Origin of the sequence: Bradyrhizobium sp. LMTR 3 (genome assembly GCF_001693485.1) — a bacterium.
GTDB lineage: Bacteria > Pseudomonadota > Alphaproteobacteria > Rhizobiales > Xanthobacteraceae > Bradyrhizobium.
In genome coordinates this window covers 373971-389867 of sequence record NZ_MAXC01000023.1, presented here as the reverse complement: position 1 = coordinate 389867, position 15897 = coordinate 373971, and the positions used below count along the sequence as shown (strand labels likewise).

15 protein-coding genes are annotated in these 15897 nt (G+C 62.3%); 6 read left to right on the top strand and 9 right to left on the bottom strand.

Annotation, left to right across the window (positions count from 1 at the left end):
• Positions 1-9: 9 nt before the first annotated feature.
• From LMTR3_RS18920 to ccoN, 5 genes are read right to left on the bottom strand one after another with little or no spacing between them, the layout of a single operon-like run.
• Positions 10-258, bottom strand: coding sequence for a hypothetical protein (locus LMTR3_RS18920; protein ID WP_065746530.1), 249 nt, complete (start codon positions 256-258; stop codon positions 10-12).
• On the bottom strand, positions 255-1139 hold the full coding sequence (ccoP, locus tag LMTR3_RS18915; protein WP_065746529.1) for a cytochrome-c oxidase, cbb3-type subunit III: 885 nt from the start codon (positions 1137-1139) through the stop codon (positions 255-257). Before ccoP ends, LMTR3_RS18920 begins: the two co-directional genes overlap by 4 nt.
• Positions 1130-1300: a cbb3-type cytochrome c oxidase subunit 3 gene (locus LMTR3_RS18910; protein WP_065746528.1), complete on the bottom strand. Its 171-nt coding sequence runs from the start codon at positions 1298-1300 to the stop codon at positions 1130-1132. The genes ccoP and LMTR3_RS18910 overlap by 10 nt, the downstream gene beginning before the upstream one ends.
• Positions 1297-2040 carry a cytochrome-c oxidase, cbb3-type subunit II gene (gene ccoO / locus LMTR3_RS18905; protein ID WP_176721935.1) on the bottom strand — a complete coding sequence of 248 codons (744 nt, stop codon included), beginning with the start codon at positions 2038-2040 and terminating at the stop codon, positions 1297-1299. The genes LMTR3_RS18910 and ccoO overlap by 4 nt, the downstream gene beginning before the upstream one ends.
• A 6-nt stretch (positions 2041-2046) precedes the next feature.
• The gene (gene ccoN, locus LMTR3_RS18900) at positions 2047-3699 is read right to left on the bottom strand and encodes a cytochrome-c oxidase, cbb3-type subunit I (RefSeq protein WP_065746527.1); all 1653 of its coding nucleotides are present in this window, start codon (positions 3697-3699) and stop codon (positions 2047-2049) included.
• A gap of 527 nt (positions 3700-4226) precedes the next feature.
• Between ccoN and LMTR3_RS18895 the strand changes: the two genes are divergently transcribed.
• The 3 genes from LMTR3_RS18895 to LMTR3_RS18885 all read left to right on the top strand — a co-directional run bounded on the left by LMTR3_RS18895 (position 4227) and on the right by LMTR3_RS18885 (position 8105).
• Complete coding sequence (locus LMTR3_RS18895; protein ID WP_065746526.1) at positions 4227-5552, top strand: ActS/PrrB/RegB family redox-sensitive histidine kinase; 1326 nt, start codon at positions 4227-4229, stop codon at positions 5550-5552.
• Positions 5553-5669: 117 nt separating this feature from the next.
• The gene (locus LMTR3_RS18890; protein WP_065746772.1) at positions 5670-6224 is read left to right on the top strand and encodes an ActR/PrrA/RegA family redox response regulator transcription factor; all 555 of its coding nucleotides are present in this window, start codon (positions 5670-5672) and stop codon (positions 6222-6224) included.
• 159 nt (positions 6225-6383) lie between these two features.
• Positions 6384-8105 (top strand): SulP family inorganic anion transporter, encoded by a 1722-nt coding sequence (locus LMTR3_RS18885; protein WP_065746771.1) that lies wholly within the window; start codon positions 6384-6386, stop codon positions 8103-8105.
• 134 nt (positions 8106-8239) lie between these two features.
• Here the strand turns inward: LMTR3_RS18885 and LMTR3_RS18880 are convergent, their stop codons facing one another.
• Positions 8240-8725: an MmcB family DNA repair protein gene (locus tag LMTR3_RS18880; RefSeq protein WP_028347747.1), complete on the bottom strand. Its 486-nt coding sequence runs from the start codon at positions 8723-8725 to the stop codon at positions 8240-8242.
• A 170-nt stretch (positions 8726-8895) separates the two neighbouring features.
• Positions 8896-9711: an RMD1 family protein gene (locus LMTR3_RS18875; protein ID WP_065746525.1), complete on the bottom strand. Its 816-nt coding sequence runs from the start codon at positions 9709-9711 to the stop codon at positions 8896-8898.
• 184 nt (positions 9712-9895) lie between these two features.
• Here LMTR3_RS18875 and LMTR3_RS18870 point away from each other — a divergent pair, with 184 nt between their 5' ends.
• A complete protein-coding gene (locus LMTR3_RS18870) occupies positions 9896-10576 on the top strand; it encodes an MBL fold metallo-hydrolase (RefSeq protein WP_065746524.1) in 681 nt (226 codons plus the stop codon).
• Between the two features lie 33 nt (positions 10577-10609).
• On the opposite strand, the gene LMTR3_RS18865 is transcribed toward LMTR3_RS18870, so the two are convergent.
• On the bottom strand, positions 10610-11821 hold the full coding sequence (locus LMTR3_RS18865; RefSeq protein WP_065746523.1) for an extracellular catalytic domain type 1 short-chain-length polyhydroxyalkanoate depolymerase: 1212 nt from the start codon (positions 11819-11821) through the stop codon (positions 10610-10612).
• Positions 11822-12381: 560 nt separating this feature from the next.
• Between LMTR3_RS18865 and LMTR3_RS18855 the strand changes: the two genes are divergently transcribed.
• Entirely contained in the window at positions 12382-13623 is a 1242-nt protein-coding gene (locus LMTR3_RS18855; RefSeq protein ID WP_065746521.1) for an LLM class flavin-dependent oxidoreductase, read from the top strand.
• Between the two features lie 234 nt (positions 13624-13857).
• Positions 13858-15240 carry a cytochrome P450 gene (locus LMTR3_RS18850; RefSeq protein WP_065746520.1) on the top strand — a complete coding sequence of 461 codons (1383 nt, stop codon included), beginning with the start codon at positions 13858-13860 and terminating at the stop codon, positions 15238-15240.
• Positions 15241-15359: 119 nt separating this feature from the next.
• Here LMTR3_RS18850 and LMTR3_RS18845 read toward each other — a convergent pair whose 3' ends face one another.
• Positions 15360-15857: a cupin domain-containing protein gene (locus LMTR3_RS18845; RefSeq protein ID WP_065746519.1), complete on the bottom strand. Its 498-nt coding sequence runs from the start codon at positions 15855-15857 to the stop codon at positions 15360-15362.
• Between the last annotated feature and the right edge of the window lie 40 nt (positions 15858-15897).

Genomic DNA, 15897 nt, shown 5'->3' with positions numbered 1-15897 from the left:
TCTCCCTGCTCAGGAATGACCCGCATTGACCGCCGCCGGGGGCGAGCACGCCGACCTTGCAGCGCTGAATTGTCCCCGCGCGGCATCGCCTTCGCCTTGTTTTAGATGCGCAACGCAGGCGGGCTGCGACACGGTCGCGACATAGATCAGATGGGCATTGGCGGCGACAAAAACAGCGGCGGCGGCAGCGAGCAGGACCCAGAGACGGATCATTGCTCTGGCGCGTGGCTGTCTATCCGACCCGGCGAGATCGATCATGGGGTCACCGTCCGCTTGTCGAGCAGATAGAGCGTGAGGATTTTTCGATCGAGTTCGGACAACCGGCCTTCCCAAGTTGGCATCAGACCCTGCCGGCCACCCCATATCGAGGTATCGATGGCTTCCAGGTCGCCGCCATAGATTGAGGATTTGTCGGTTAAGTCCGGTGCACCGAGTTCCGGATTGCCCTTGGCGTCGTCGCCGTGACACGACACGCAATTGGCGGCGAAGATCTCCTTGCCGGCCGCGATAGTCTTGGGATCGATGGTTTTCGCGTCAGGGTTCGCGAGCGAATAGACGAACGAGGCCACTTTCATGACGTCGGCCCGCGGCAGCATCTGATCGCGTCCGAACGCCGGCATCTGGGACACACGTGCGTCTTTGTGCGCGGAGTTGATGCCGACGCGGATGGTAGTAAAGATGTCTTCGGGCTTGCCGCCCCACAGCCAGGATGACGTGGCCAGGTTCGGGTAACCGGGGCCGCCCTTGGCATCATGGCCATGACATGCCGCACAATTGTCGCCGAACAAGGTGCGGCCGGTCATGCGGACAATTTCCATGAGCTTTGGATCGGACTGAATCGCAGCGAAGCCTTCCGTTTCGATTCTCTTGGCCCAGAGGCTGCGATCGATTGCCGCCTCGCTCAGTGCCGCCGCAACGGTCGTGCGTTGGTCCACGCCGAGCAGGCCCTTCGTGTAGGTGACGCCCAACGGCCAGGCTGGCATCAGGATCCAGTAGACAACGGAGAACAGAACGGAGAGCGCGAGAAAGAAATACACCGCACGCGGTACCGGCGTGTTCAATTCCTTGATGCCGTTCCATTCATGACCGGTGGTGAGATAGCCGGTGTGGCTGTCGCGCTCCTGCTGATCTACGGCCATGGCTTGTCCTCATCGCGAAGAATGGACTGCGCGGCCGAATCAAAGCGCTTCTTGTTCGAGGGCCAGTAGGCGTAGACCAACACCGCGGCCGACAGCGCGAGCAGATAGAAAAGTCCGAACGATTTGGAAAAGCCGACCAGAAAATCGTGCTCCACGCTCATTGCTTCGCTCCGGCCTGTGCAATCGGCTTATGAGCCGCGTCCGTAAGCCGTCCGAGGATTTGCAGGTACGCAACCATCGCATCCATTTCGGTCAACTGGCTCGGGCGTCCGTCGAACGCGCGCAATGTGGTTGCCTTGCCATAGCGCTCGGTAACGCCCTTGGCCTGCGGCGAATCCGGATTGGACTGACCGAACGCGTCAAGCGGCGCGTTGGCGATCATATCGTCCGTATAAGGAACTCCGACCGCGCGCTGCGCTTTCAGGTGAAGGCCGAGATCGTCGGTGCGCAGTTCGGTGCTGAGCAGCCAGTCGTAGGCGGGCATCACCGAAGCCGGCACCACGTCGCGGGGATTAACGAGATGAACGACGTGCCATTGGTCGGAATATTTTTCGCCGATGCGGGCGAGGTCGGGGCCAGTTCGCTTGGACCCCCACAGCATCGGATGATCGTATTTGGATTCGACCGCCAGCGAGTAGGGACCGTAGCGGTCGACCTCGTCGCGAAGTGTGCGGATCATCTGCGAATGGCAGGCATAGCAGCCCTCGCGGATATAGATGTTGCGGCCGGCAAGTTCGAGTGGCGTGTAGAGCCGCATGTCCGGCGCGGACTCAACCGTCTGATGAATGGTAAACAGCGGCGCGATCTCGACCAGACCACCGATACTCGCCACCACGATGATGCCGAGCACAAGGCCGATCGCCTTGCGTTCCATCCGATAGTGAAATCCGAAGATCGACATGACATCTCACTCCGCCGGCTGTGGCGAGACCCCGCCCGTGACCTTCTCTGGCAGATCGGCAGTCGTCTCAGAAATCGGCTTCGGAAGCTTGATGGTCATCCAGATATTGTAGGCGCCGATGCACCCGCCAATCAGGAACAATAGTCCACCGATGGAGCGGGCGACGTAGTAGGGATGCATCGCGATCAAGGAATCGACGAAGGAATAGGTGAGTGTCCCGCTCTCGCTGTAAGTTCGCCACATCAGTCCCTGGATAATGCCGGAATTCCACATCGCGAACACGTAGATCAAGGTGCCTGCAACCGCGAGCCAGAAATGCGCCTCGACAAGCTTCGCCGAGTACATGCTCTTGCACTTCCACACCCACGGTACCAAGGCATAGATCGAGCCGAACGTGATCATGGCGACCCAGCCCAACGCACCGGCATGAACGTGACCAACGGTCCAGTCCGTGTAATGCGAGAGCGAATTGACGGCACGGATCGCCATGAACGATCCCTCGAACGTGGTAAGCCCGTAAAACACGGCCGCCACCATCATGAAACGCAATGTCGCGTCGTCACGCACCTTGTCCCAGGCGCCGTTCAGTGTCAGCAGCGCGTTTCCCGCGGATGCCCAGGAAGGGATCAAGAGCATCAGCGAAAATGTCATGCCCAGGGTTTGCACCCAGTGCGGCAGCGCCGTGTAATGCAGGTGGTGCGATCCCGCCCACATATAGAAAAAGGTGATGCCCCAGAAGCTGATGATCGATAGCCGGTAGGAGAAGATCGGGCGGCCCGCCCGCATCGGCAAGAAGTAGTACATCATGCCGAGGAAACCTGCGGTGAGGAAGAACGCCACGGCGTTGTGGCCGTACCACCACTGGATCATGGCGTCCTGTACGCCGGAATACAGCGTGTAGCTCTTGGCGTGGCCGATCGAGACCGGCACGGCGAGGTTGTTGACGATGTGCAGCATCGCCACGACCAGGATGAACGCCATGTAGTACCAGTTCGCGACGTAGATGTGCGGCTCCTTCCGCCGCGCCAGCGTTCGCAGATAAATCAGGAAGTACACGACCCATACAACGACGAGCCAGATGTCCGCATACCACTCCGTCTCGGCATATTCCTTCGACTGCGTAATGCCCATCATGTAGCCGGTGACGGCAAGCACGCAGAACAAGTTGTAACCGAGCAGCACGAACCACGGGCTTAACTGGTCCGGCAGGCGCGCGCGCGAGGTTCGCTGCAGGACATAGAGCGAGGTAGCGATCAGGCCGTTGCCGCCGAAGCCGAAGATCACCGCGGTCGTATGGACTGGCCGGATCCGGCCAAAACTCGACCAGCCGCTGCCAAAGGTCAGGTTCGGATTGACCAGTTGCCATGCCGCCCAGTCTCCGACGGCAAGGCCGAAGACGACCCAGACCATCGCCAGAACGATCCCCGCCTTGGTGGGATCGTCATAGTAGGAGGCGAACCGTTCATCCGACGGCTCCGGGGCGTAATAGTCCTTGCCAATGAGAAAGATCGTGAGGATACCGGCAGCGAAGATGAGCGCGCCGTGAATGGCTATCGGGTCATCTCGACCGACCACGCCAAGCAGAAACCCGCAGATTGCGACCACAAGGCCGATCAGAATCGCACCTTGTCGCTCGGTTCGGGTGAGTTGAGCTACCATGGTGAACCTGCGAGGTCCGGTCAGGAGGCTGCCAAGATTTTAGCCAGGCTCGAGACCTCACTCAACGATGAACCAGGCCGCTTCTATTGATTTAAATCAAACGCAGGCCTCTGTCATCCGCGGGATTGCTTAGCGCCGCCGACGTCGCGTGCCGCCGGCCACCGCACCGGTTTGTCGACTCCTCAACGCACATTCTGTCAGAGCCAGGCAGCCGCATAGCCTTTGCGTCGCTGGCGCTGCCTCTCTGGACAGCCGGTCTCGCCTGCTCAGAACCCGGCGTTCCTGCGCCGGGCCTCGCCTTGATCAGCGCGGGTTATTCCTGTGGCGCGGCTCGATTGGGAGCATGGCTTTCCGCTTGGCAGACGGCGTTGATCGGCAGGTAATGTCCGCTTTCGCCGGCGGACATTTGGCAGGTCGCCGTCGAGCGCAGGCGCGTAGATCCGGTGCTGCGCTCCCTCCGCCCTGACGAAAGAAAAGCTCCAATCCGCCTATTTGTGATCGCGCGCTGCGACAGTTAAACTCCAACAATGTCCGACGTCGCAGCCTCCGATTTCCGCCATCCGCACCGCTATGTCCGTCTCGATACGATCCTCCGGCTGCGCTGGCTGGCGGCGCTCGGCCAGCTCACCGCGATCTTCATCGTGGCGCATGGACTGGAGTTCGACTTTCCCGTTGTTGCCTGCGTGGCCGTCGTCGGGATCTCGGCGCTGCTCAATCTTGCGCTGCAGGTTGCCTTCAACCCGATGCAACGGCTGGAACCGATCTATGCGGCGACGCTGCTCGCGCTCAACATCGTCGAATTGGCCGCGCTGTTGTTCCTGACCGGCGGGTTGCAGAACCCGTTTTCATTTCTTTTCCTCGGCCCCGTCCTGATCTCGGCGACGGTGCTGCCGATCCGGATGACGGTTGGCCTCGGGCTGTTGGCGGTCGCCTGCTCCTCGGCGCTGGTGTTCTTCCATCTGCCGCTGCCTTGGGACAGCGAAGACCCGCTGGTGCTGCCGCCGATCTATCTGTTCGGCGTCTGGCTCTCGATCGTGCTCGCGATCGGCGTCACCAGTCTCTATGCGTTCCAGGCGACCGAGGAGGCGCGCAAACTTTCCGACGCGCTGGCCGCAACCGAGCTGGTGCTGACGCGCGAGCAGCATCTGACCCAGCTTGACGGGCTGGCCGCCGCCGCCGCGCATGAACTCGGCACGCCGCTGTCGACGATCTTCCTTATTTCGCGGGAGCTGGAAAAGACTGTCGAGGGCAACGGCCAGTTGGCCTCCGATCTGAAGGCCCTGCGCGAGCAGGCGCAGCGCTGCCGCGACATCCTCGCCAAGATCACCCAGCTTTCCTCGTCCGGGGCGCCGTTCGATCTTATGCCGCTGTCTACGCTGATCGAGGAAGTGGTGGCGCCGCACCGCGATTTTGGCGTCACGATCAGGGTGCGGCTTGCTGTCGCAGCCACCCGGGAGCCTGTCGGCGCCCGGAACCCGGCGATTCTGTATGGCGTCGGCAACATCCTGGAGAACGCCGTCGATTTCGCGCGGACGACGGTGGAGGTTAACGCCTGGTGGAATGCGGATACGGTTGAGATCGTCATCTCCGATGACGGCCCCGGCATCGCCCCCGACATGCTGAAACGGATCGGCGAGCCCTATTTATCAAGGCGTCGCAGCGCCGATGAAACCCACCGCGAACGCGCCGGCCTCGGGCTGGGCATATTCATCGCCCGAACGCTCCTGGAGCGCACCGGCGCAAAGGTTTCGTTCTCCAACCGGACCTTTCCCGATCACGGCGCCGTGGTGCGGATCGCGTGGCCGCGCGTTCGCTTCGAGGCCGAGGAAAGTGCTGCGGGGCCAGTGGATTAAAAGACGTTAAGGATTGAGGAAACCGGGGCTGCTCGACGCTGGGGCCCTTGGCAGTGCAAAATTACCGCGCCATATGGTCTATAAGTGCTCCGCATCTGCAACCGGGGATACCTTGCCTTGAACGACATCGCCGAACTGAACGATCTCGCCGACCGCTCGCTGCTGATCGTCGAGGACGACAAGCCGTTTCTGGAGCGCCTGTCGCGAGCGATGGAAACCCGCGGTTTCGCGGTGACATCCTGTGACACCGTGTCCGACGGGCTGGCGCAGATCAACAAGTCAGCACCGGCCTTTGCGGTCGTGGACCTGCGGCTCGGCGACGGCAACGGGCTCGATGTGGTGTCGGCGCTCAAGCGCAAGCGCCCCGAGGCGCGCACCATCGTGCTGACCGGCTACGGCAACATCGCAACCGCCGTCACGGCGGTGAAGATGGGCGCGGTGGACTACCTCTCGAAGCCTGCTGACGCCGACGACGTGGTCGCGGCGCTGCTTGCCAGCGGCACCGAGAAATCCGAGCTGCCGTCCAATCCGATGTCGGCGGATCGCGTGCGCTGGGAACACATCCAGCGCATCTATGAAATGTGCAACCGCAACGTCTCCGAAACCGCGCGGCGTCTGAACATGCACCGCCGCACCCTGCAGCGGATCTTGGCGAAGCGCGCGCCGCGGTAGTTTCGCTAAAATCGTAGGGTGGGCAAAGCGCAGCGTGCCCACCATTCACGAGCGTTGATCGCAGAATTCACGAGCGTTGATCGCAGAAAAAAGATGGTGGGCACGCTACGCTTTGCCCACCCTACCGGCAGCGTCTATCAAACTCCGCGTGGCCCGGCAATGAAGCATTGGATTCGCTGGCTGCCAGGCCTCGACACCCTCCGTCGATATGAAGCGGGGTGGCTCAGGCACGATATCCTCGCCGGGCTTGCGCTGTCGGCCATGCTGGTCCCGGTTGGCATTGCCTACGCGGAGGCGTCGGGCTTGCCCGGCATTTACGGTCTGTACGCAACCATCATTCCACTCTTTGCCTACGCATTGTTCGGCCCAAGCCGCATCCTCGTGCTGGGACCGGACTCAGCTCTTGTAGCTATCATCCTTGGCGTTGTCGTTCCGTTGTCTGGCGGGGATCCGGTCCGTGCGGCAGCCTTGGCCGGCATGATGGCAATCGTTTCCGGGGCGGTACTCATTCTGGCAGGCATCGCGCGCCTGGGCTTTGTGACCGAGCTGCTCTCCAAACCGATACGCTACGGCTACATGAACGGAATTGCATTGACCGCATTGATCAGCCAGCTACCAAAGCTGTTCGGCTTCTCGATCGAGAGCGAAGGATCTTTGCGGAGCTTGTGGGCGATCGCCGGTGCCTTCCTTGAAGGAAAGACCAACTGGGTCGCCTTCGGGATCGGGCTCGGCACGTTGACGGTTATCCTCTTGCTCCAGAAATACAAGCGGCTGCCGGGCATTCTGATTGCAGTCGTCGGGGCAACCGCCGCTGTCGCTGCGCTGGACCTTACGACGCGTTACAGCGTGGCTGTTCTGGGTCCCCTTGCGCAGGGTCTGCCGGGTTTCGCCGTTCCCTGGATCGGCCCCGCCGATATGGTCCCGGTGCTGATCGGCGGTTGCGCGATCGCCATGGTATCTTTTGCAGATACCAGCGTGCTTTCGCGGGCCTATGCCGCACGACTGGGCGTTCATGTCGATCCCAACCAGGAGATGGTGGCGCTCGGCACCGCCAATCTGGCAACCGGTCTTTTTCAAGGTTTTCCGATCAGCAGCAGCAGTTCGCGTACGCCTGTTGCGGAAGCCGCCGGCGCCCGCACTCAACTGACCTGCATCGTTGGCGCGCTTGCCATCGGTTTCCTTCTGCTGGTGGCACCCGACCTCCTTCAGTATTTGCCCAACGCTGCGTTGGCCGCTGTCGTCATCGCCGCTGCGATCAGCTTGATAGAGATCACCGACCTCATGCGGATCCGCCGCATTCAGCCGTGGGAGTTCTGGCTATCGATCGTCTGCTTTGCCGGCGTCGTCGCGCTCGGTGTGATTCCGGGAATAGGCCTGGCAATCGCCATCGCCATTGCCGAGTTTCTATGGGACGCTTGGCGCCCGCACTCCGCCGTACTGGGCCGCGCCGACGGCGTCAAAGGTTATCACGACATCACGAGATATCTAGATGCACGCCAGATCCCCGGGTTGGTTCTGTTTCGGTGGGATGCGCCTCTGTTCTTCGCCAACGCTGAATTTTTCAAGGAGCGCGCTTTGGCCGCGGTTGCGAAATCGCCGACGCCCGTCCGTTGGCTGGTCGTTGCGGCGGAGCCGGTCACCAGCGTGGACGTCACCGCCGGCGATACGCTCACCGAATTGGACAAAGCGTTGCACGCACAGGGTATCGAGCTTTGTTTTGCCGAACTCAAGGATCCCGTAAAGGACAAGCTGAAGAAATTCGGATTATTGGCGCAGCTTGGCGAGAATTGCTTCTTCCCAACCATCGGCGCAGCCGTTTCCGGTTACCTGGAAGTCCATGATGTAGAGTGGGAGGACTGGGAGGACCGAGCCAAACGTTAGATCGTAGGGTGGGCGAAGCCAACGGGTCGCGCGAGTGCGCGCCCGATGACAGGCTCCGCGTGCCCACCATCCAAGGCCGCGGTTGCGGATAGATGGTGGGCACGGCGCGATGCGCCTTTGCCCACCCTACAGCATCAAAACTCCCCATGCCCCTGCGGATCTACCAGCCGGTTGATCCGCTGGGCTGCGGCCATGGCAAAGCGCACCGTCATCGATTTGCGCGTTGCGGCCGGCAGCCGATGCTCGGGCGCTTCGCAATGCAGATAGGCGCCATAGGCGTCGGCGATGATCAGGCCGGTATCTTCAGGAAAAATCTCGCAAGGAAGGTCCTGCGTGAAGGCGAAGAACAGCCGGTCGCAATGCATCCGGTAATCCTGCCATTTCTGGTCGGCGCGCAAATCCTCCACCGACGACTTGATCTCGACGATCCAGATCTCGCCCTTCTCGTTCAGCGCCACCAAGTCGGCGCGCCGGCCCGACGGCAGCGGCAATTCGCTGACGCACGAAAAGCCCAGCGACCGTAACAGCCGCGCGGTGCCGCGCGCGATCGCCAGTGCCGTCTCCGACTGACGACGGTCGGGCGGAGGCACGAGGCTGATGTGGCGGGCGGGTGATTCCATGATGCTCGAACCATAGCCGACTTCGGGCCACATGGTCGAGGATACGCTGAAGGCGCAGATCAAGCGGTAGGTTATCCAGCTGTCATTCCGGGATGGTCCGTAGGACCAGTCCCGGAATCTCGAGATTCCGGGTTCGGCTCTCCCAGCCGCCCCGGAATGACGGACCCGGCTCAGGGGTGCCGGCCCATGGCGAGCTGATAAATCGTCACCAGAACTTCGAACAGGATCAGGAGCACGATAATCACTTCGAGCCGAAGCGAGCGACGCGTGTCGATGATGTCGGTCAACACCTGCGCGCTCTCGGCAATCACGGCGAGCTTGTGGTTCAGCGATTCCGCACGCTCATTGAGCTCGTACTCGTCCTCCAGCCGGGCATACAGCCGCTCCAAATGCGGCTTGTCCCATAGCACGTCGGGTTTCTCCGCCACCTCGACCGGCCCCGACACCCGATGCCGCACCAGAAGCGCGCTGCCGATATTTTTCAGGATGGAGCGCCGGCTGCCGCGCATACGTCCGCTCAGCGCCAGTTCCCGCGCGAACGGCTCGGTCGTGTCAAATACGCTGGCAACCTCGCGTTCATGCCGAGCCAGAACGACGCTCTTCGCCAGCGCCTCGCCGATCAGGATCAGCCGCTCGGGTGAAAGGCTTTGCAGGCAGATCGGCCCGCCCGGTGGAATCTGGTCCTCCCTTTCCGGGGCCAGTTCGACGATTGCGATCTCCTCGTCACGCCGCGCAAACTTGCCCGTCATGCGCTTGTCAAGGCCGCGAAGGAATTCCTCTTCTTCCAGCGCATTCAGTCCGATCAGGACCACCACACCATAGCGGAAGAGAATCGCGACGCCATTCTCGTTGACGCGAAACGCGAGCGGTGTGGTGGCAAGGACATCGCCGCGCTCTAGGCCCGACGTATTCAGGCGATCACTGACGAAGAAGGCGCGAGCCGTGGTGCGAGGCCCGACCAGCGACGATGCGGAAGCCTTATTCATGGAAATCCCAACTGCCGAACCCCGATGAAATCCGAAACTGGCCGGCGAAGGCGACATAAGGCGTCGCACTCCAACCCGTGACACGACGCGCAACGCTATCACGGAGCCGTGTGGATCACACGCCGGTTACAAGATGATCGCAAACCCGTGTTGACGACCTTCGGGGGATGAATATGTTCCCCGGATGGAAAACAGAACCGATACCCAGGCCGAGAACCAGGCGAAGGCGGGCGCGATGATCGTGCCGGTGACGCTGTTCGAGCAGAACTGCACCATCATCTGGCACGAGCCTTCCAAGAAGGCCGTGGTGATCGATCCCGGCGGGGACGTTCCAAAAATTCTGGAGGCGATCAAGCAGACCGGCGTCACGGTCGAGAAAATCTGGCTGACGCACGGCCATATCGATCATGTCGGCGGCGCCGCCGATTTGCGTGACGCCCTGCAGGTCAAGATCGAGGGTCCGCATATCGCCGATAAATTCCTGCTCGACAACGTCGTCTCGAGCGGCGAGCGCTTCGGCATCACCGGCGTGCGCAATTTCGGGCCCGACCGCTGGCTCGACGAAGGCGATCAGGTCTCGATCGGCGACCTTGCCTTCGACATCCTGCACTGCCCCGGCCACTCGCCGGGCAGCGTCGTGTTCTTCAACAAGGAATTGCGCTTCGCCCATGTCGGCGACGTGCTGTTCAACGGATCGGTCGGGCGCACCGACCTGCCCGGCGGCAGCCACGCCACGCTGATCAATTCGATCAAGGAAAAGCTATTGCCGCTCGGCGACGACGTCGGCTTCATCTGCGGCCATGGCGCCGGCTCCAGCCTCGGTCAGGAGCGGCTGACCAATCCGTTCCTGACAGACGAGATGTGAGCTGAAACTGTCCGGCTGACGCTGTATGTCCGGCTACTTCATCAAGCCTGCGGCCGTCAGCGCGCGGGTGATGACGCTGCCGACATCGATGCCGCGACGCTTCGGTTCGCGTGGCGCCGGCTTGTGTTCGCGAACCGGCTTGTGGGTCCTGGACCAGAGTCTTGCGGCGATATCGGACGACTGCAGGGACTCCGTAGCAGCCGACGGAACGACCTTCGGCGCCTGCGCCGGCTTGGCCGCTTCGCTGACCGGACTGACGCGCTCGGTCAGGCCGAAAAAATTGGCGATGTGATACGATGAGGAGATTCCCGCCTCGATCAGGAACGCGCCCTCCGCGCCGTAGCGCTCGTCGTTGCCGGCAAGCCCCAGCGGCGTACCGTGGGCCATATCGGTGATGGTGTAGGACTCCACGACGGTCTCGCCGTCTTCATTCCACCAGACTTCGCGCGGATGGCCGTCGACGTCTCCCATCGACATCGGCGCCGCCGGCAGGCTGTGGACGTCGAGCCACTGCTTGACGATCTCATTGGCGTTGCCCGGGTTGACGGTGCGATCGGCGCTGCCGTGCCACACCGACACTTTCGGCCATGGTCCCCTGTGCTTGGAGGCCTTGCGCACGAGATCGCCCAGCTTGCCGGCGGGGCGTGATGTCGACTGCATCATGCCGCCGAGCGCTTCGCGGACATTGCTGGCGATACCGTAGGGCAGACCGGCGATGATGGCACCGCCCGCAAACACGTCCGGATAGGTCGCCAGCATCACCGAGGTCATCGCGCCGCCGGCGGAAAGCCCGGTGATGAAGATGTGGCGCGAATCGAGTTTGTGATCGGCGACCATCCGCGCGACCATCTGACGGATCGAAGCGGCCTCGCCGCGGCCGCGCGCGATGTCGCCCGGATTGAACCAGTTGAAGCAGGTGTTGGCGTTGTTCGACGCCTGCTGCTCGGGCATCAGCAAGGCAAAGCCGTAGCGTTTGGCGAGCGTCGACCAGCCGGTGCCGAAATCGTAACCGGCCGCGGTCTGGCCGCAGCCATGCAGCACGACGACAAGGGCGCGGGCGGGCAGCAATTGCTCCGGCACGAACGCGAACATTTTGAGCGCACCGGGATTGGTGCCGAATCCGCTGATTTCGACGAGCGGACTGCCGGCCCCGGGCAACGTGCTTCGGCCATAGATTCCCAAGCCATTGAAGCCGTTCAGCTTCGGCAAATGGCGCAAGAATTCGACGTTCTTGGCGAGAGACAACGACAGGCTCCTGGGGCGATTGTTTTTGAATCACGTTACCAAGAACAGATAGTTGCTGCACTGCAAAATAAAAAGACCGTGCACTGTCATTCCCCACAATCAAATTTTGGCAATTGACGTTAATTTGTCATCCCGTGACCCCGACGCATCCATGTCAGGAATGCGGCGCAGGCGATCGACAACGCAAACAGCGCGCACGCGACGAGCAGCGCCGGCCGCGCCGACTGGGCTGATTCGATCGCGAAGAACAATAGAGGCGTCCTGGAAAGAGAGGCGACCTGGAAAGAGGGAAGGCGTTGCCCGACGTGCGGGAGTGCCACCACATCACCCGGCGCCTGGAGTTGTCTCCTGAAAGTACGCGTCGACATCACGCGCGATCTCGAAAAATTTCTTACCGAGACGATCAAGACCCGCGTAATTCCGGGCGGCGGCACGTCAGCCAACTACGCGCGACAACCATGCGCCGGCTGCCCTGCTCCGAGGATTGCCTTGCTACGGCCCACCCCGTAGGTTTCATGCCAAGCAATTCCAAAGAACAATAGATCCGGAGAGGAACACGCATGGCACGCCTGAAATTCGGAGCCTTTCTCGCCCCGCATCATCCGATCGGCGAGCATCCGCTGCTGCAATTCCGCCGCGACCTCGACTTCGTCGAGCAGATCGACATGCTCGGCTTCGACGAATTCTGGTGCGGCGAACACCATTCCTCGGGCTGGGAAATGATCGCCTCGCCGGAAATGTTTCTGGCCGCCGCCGGCGAGCGCACCAAGCGCATCAAGCTCGGCACCGGCGTGATCTCGCTGCCCTATCACCACCCTTACAACGTCGCGCAGCGTATGGTGCAGCTCGACTGGATGACCGGCGGCCGCGCCATTTTCGGCTCAGGTCCGGGCGCGCTCGCCTCCGACGCGCACACGCTCGGCATCGATCCGATGACGCAGCGCGACCGCCAGGACGAAGCGATCGCGATCATCCGCCGGCTGTTCAGGGGCGAGCGCGTCACCGCCAGGAGCGACTGGTTCACCATGCAGGATGCCGCGCTGCAATTGCTGCCGCTACAGGAAGACATGCCGTTCGTGGTGGCGTCGCAGATTTCGCCGTCGGGCATGACGCTTGCCGGCAAATACGGCATCGGCATCATTTCGCTCGGCTCGATGTCGACGCAGGGCCTGATGGCGCTGCCGACGCAATGGGGCTTTGCCGAGGATGCCGCCAAGAAGGCCGGCACCACCGTGAGCCGTTCGGACTGGCGCGTGCTGCTAAGCTGGCACATCGCCGAGACGCGCGAACAGGCGCAGCGCGAGGCCGGCCCCGGCCTGATGCGCTGGCACAACGAATATAATGTGCGCACGCTGCAGCGGCCGGGGCTGGAGCCGTTCACCTCGCCGGAGGACGCGATCGAGAAAACCGCCGGCGGCGAAAATGCCGCCTCCACCATCGGCACGCCGGATGATCTGGTCAAAACCATCAAGAACCTGATGCAGGTCTCGGGCGGCGTCGGCGCCATCATCGGCTTCGTGCACGACTGGGCCAATCCGGAAAATACCCGCCGAAGCTGGGACATGGTCGCGCGCTACGTGATCCCCGAAATCAACGGCTATGTTGCAAAACTGCGCGAGTCGCAAAAATTCCTGGTCGAGAACCGCGCGGTGTTCGAGCGCGCGGGCCAGGCCGTGATGGCCAAGATCATGGAAAACGAAAAGGCCGCCGCCGCGTTGCAGCACACTGGCCCCGGCCGGGTCGCGATTCCGGCCGTGAATGCGCCCGACCTGCAGAAGGAAGCGGCGAAACGGAAAGCGTGATCGCGTTCGTCAGGGACGACGAGATCCCTCCTTCGTCATTGCGAGCGTCAGCGAAGCAATCCATCTTCACCACGGAAGGAAGATGGATTGCTTCGTCGCTATCGCTCCTCGCAATGACGGGGCTGGCGGTATTTTCCATGGCGGGAGGCGCCTCTTCCCGCAATTCAGGCCGCGACAAAGCCGCCAACACGGGCGATAATACTCGCAATCCGAGGCTCAACCGGAGCAATTGCCATGTCGATGCAGAGTGTGGCTTCCCCCGCCAATATCCCGGTGCCGCCAAACCCCAAGGCGTTACGGCACATTCCCGGTAACGAAGGGTGGCCGTTCATCGGCAATACGCTGGCGGTGCTGGCCGATCCCAAAGGACAGATTGAGAAGTCGGCCGCCAAATACGGTCTGATCTACCGCACCCATCTGTTCGGCGAGACCAGCGTGACGATGCTCGGGCCCGAGGCCAATGAGCTCGTGCTGTTCGATCAGGCGCGCCTGTTCTCCTCCACCCATGGCTGGGGGCCGATCCTCGGCCTGTTGTTTCCGCGCGGGCTGATGTTGCTGGATTTTGAAGAGCACCGCCTGCACCGCCGCGCACTGTCGGTCGCGTTCAAGTCGGGGCCGATGAAGTCCTACCTCGTCGATCTCGACCGCGGCATTGCCGCGCGGGTGAAGCAGTGGAAGGCGCAGCCAGGCGAGATGCTGGTGTATCCGGCGATGAAGCAGCTCACGCTCGATCTGGCGGCGACGTCGTTCCTCGGCGCCGATATCGGACCCGAGGTCGACGAAATCACCCGCGCCTTCATCGACATGGTGGCCGCTGCGGTAGCGCCGATCCGACGGCCGCTGCCGTTCACGCAGATGGGCCGCGGCGTTGCGGGCCGCAAGCGGATCGTTGCCTACTTCTCCGAGCAGATTCCGATCCGCCGCGCGCGTGGCGGCGGCGATGACCTGTTCTCGCAGCTATGCCAGGCGACGCACGAGGACGGCGCGCTGCTGTCGACCCAGGACGTCATCGACCACATGAGCTTTCTGATGATGGCGGCGCATGACACGCTGACATCGTCGCTGACCTCCTTTGTCGGCGAGCTTGCCGCCCACCCCGAATGGCAGCAGCAGTTGCGCGAGGAGGTCAAAGGCCTCGGTATCGAGGCCAACGACCCCTCCAGCATCGACAATCTCGAAAAGATGCCGCTGTCGGAAATGGCGTTCAAGGAGGCGCTGCGGCTGAAACCTCCGGTGCCGTCGATGCCGCGCCGCGCGGTGCGCAGCTTTTCGTTTAAGGGGTACGACATTCCCGCCGGCACGCTGGTCGGCGTCAATCCGCTGTTCACGCACCATATGCCGGATATCTGGCCCGAGCCGGACAAATTCGATCCGATGCGTTTCTCCGACGAGGCGCAGCGCACCCGCCACCGCTTCGCCTGGGTGCCGTTCGGCGGCGGCGCGCATATGTGCCTCGGCCTGCACTTCGCCTACATGCAGGCAAAGACCTTTGCGCGGCATTTCCTGCAGAATCTCGAAGTGTCGCTGGAGCCCGGCTACAAGGCGGACTGGCAGATGTGGCCAATCCCGAAACCGCGGGACGGGCTGCGGGTGGTGGTGAAGGCGGTACGTATGTAGGGTGGGCAAAGCGCAGCGTGCCCACCATCAAGCACTGTGCCCGTGATGGTGGGCATGCGGAGCTTGTCATCGGGCGCGCATTTGCGCGACCCGTTGGCTTTGCTCACCCTACAATTTGCCTACTTCACCAGCGTCGTGAGCTGCGCGCCTTCATCGGCCACGAACACCGCGATCAATTCCGCAGGCTCGGTCAGGCTGGCATTGGCCGAGACCAGGTGGGTTGAGCCGGGCGGCTCGAAGAACGACTGACCTACCCCAAAGGTGTCGACCGGACCGCCGGCAAGCTGCGAGCGGATCTCGCCCTTGGTGACGTAGGCGGTGACGGAGCCGGCATGCCGGTGCGCAGGCGTAAAGCCGCCCGGGCCGTAGAATACGCGCACGATGGTGACGCGCTTGCCCGGCACGTTCGGCAGTGCATGCGAGCTGATCGGCTCGACGACGTCCTGCGTCGAACCGGTTGCGCTGTTGGCGCAGAGCGGCTCGATGATCGCTGAAACCGCGTCCATGGTCGACGGCAGCGTCTTGCTGATGACGAAGGCACAGGCGAGCCCGGCGATGATGGCGAGATAGAACGGACGGCCGTTCGCCGATGGTGATGGGTGGAATGTTGCAGACATTTGGCGTCTCCCCTTGCAATTTGGGGCCGTCATTGCGAGG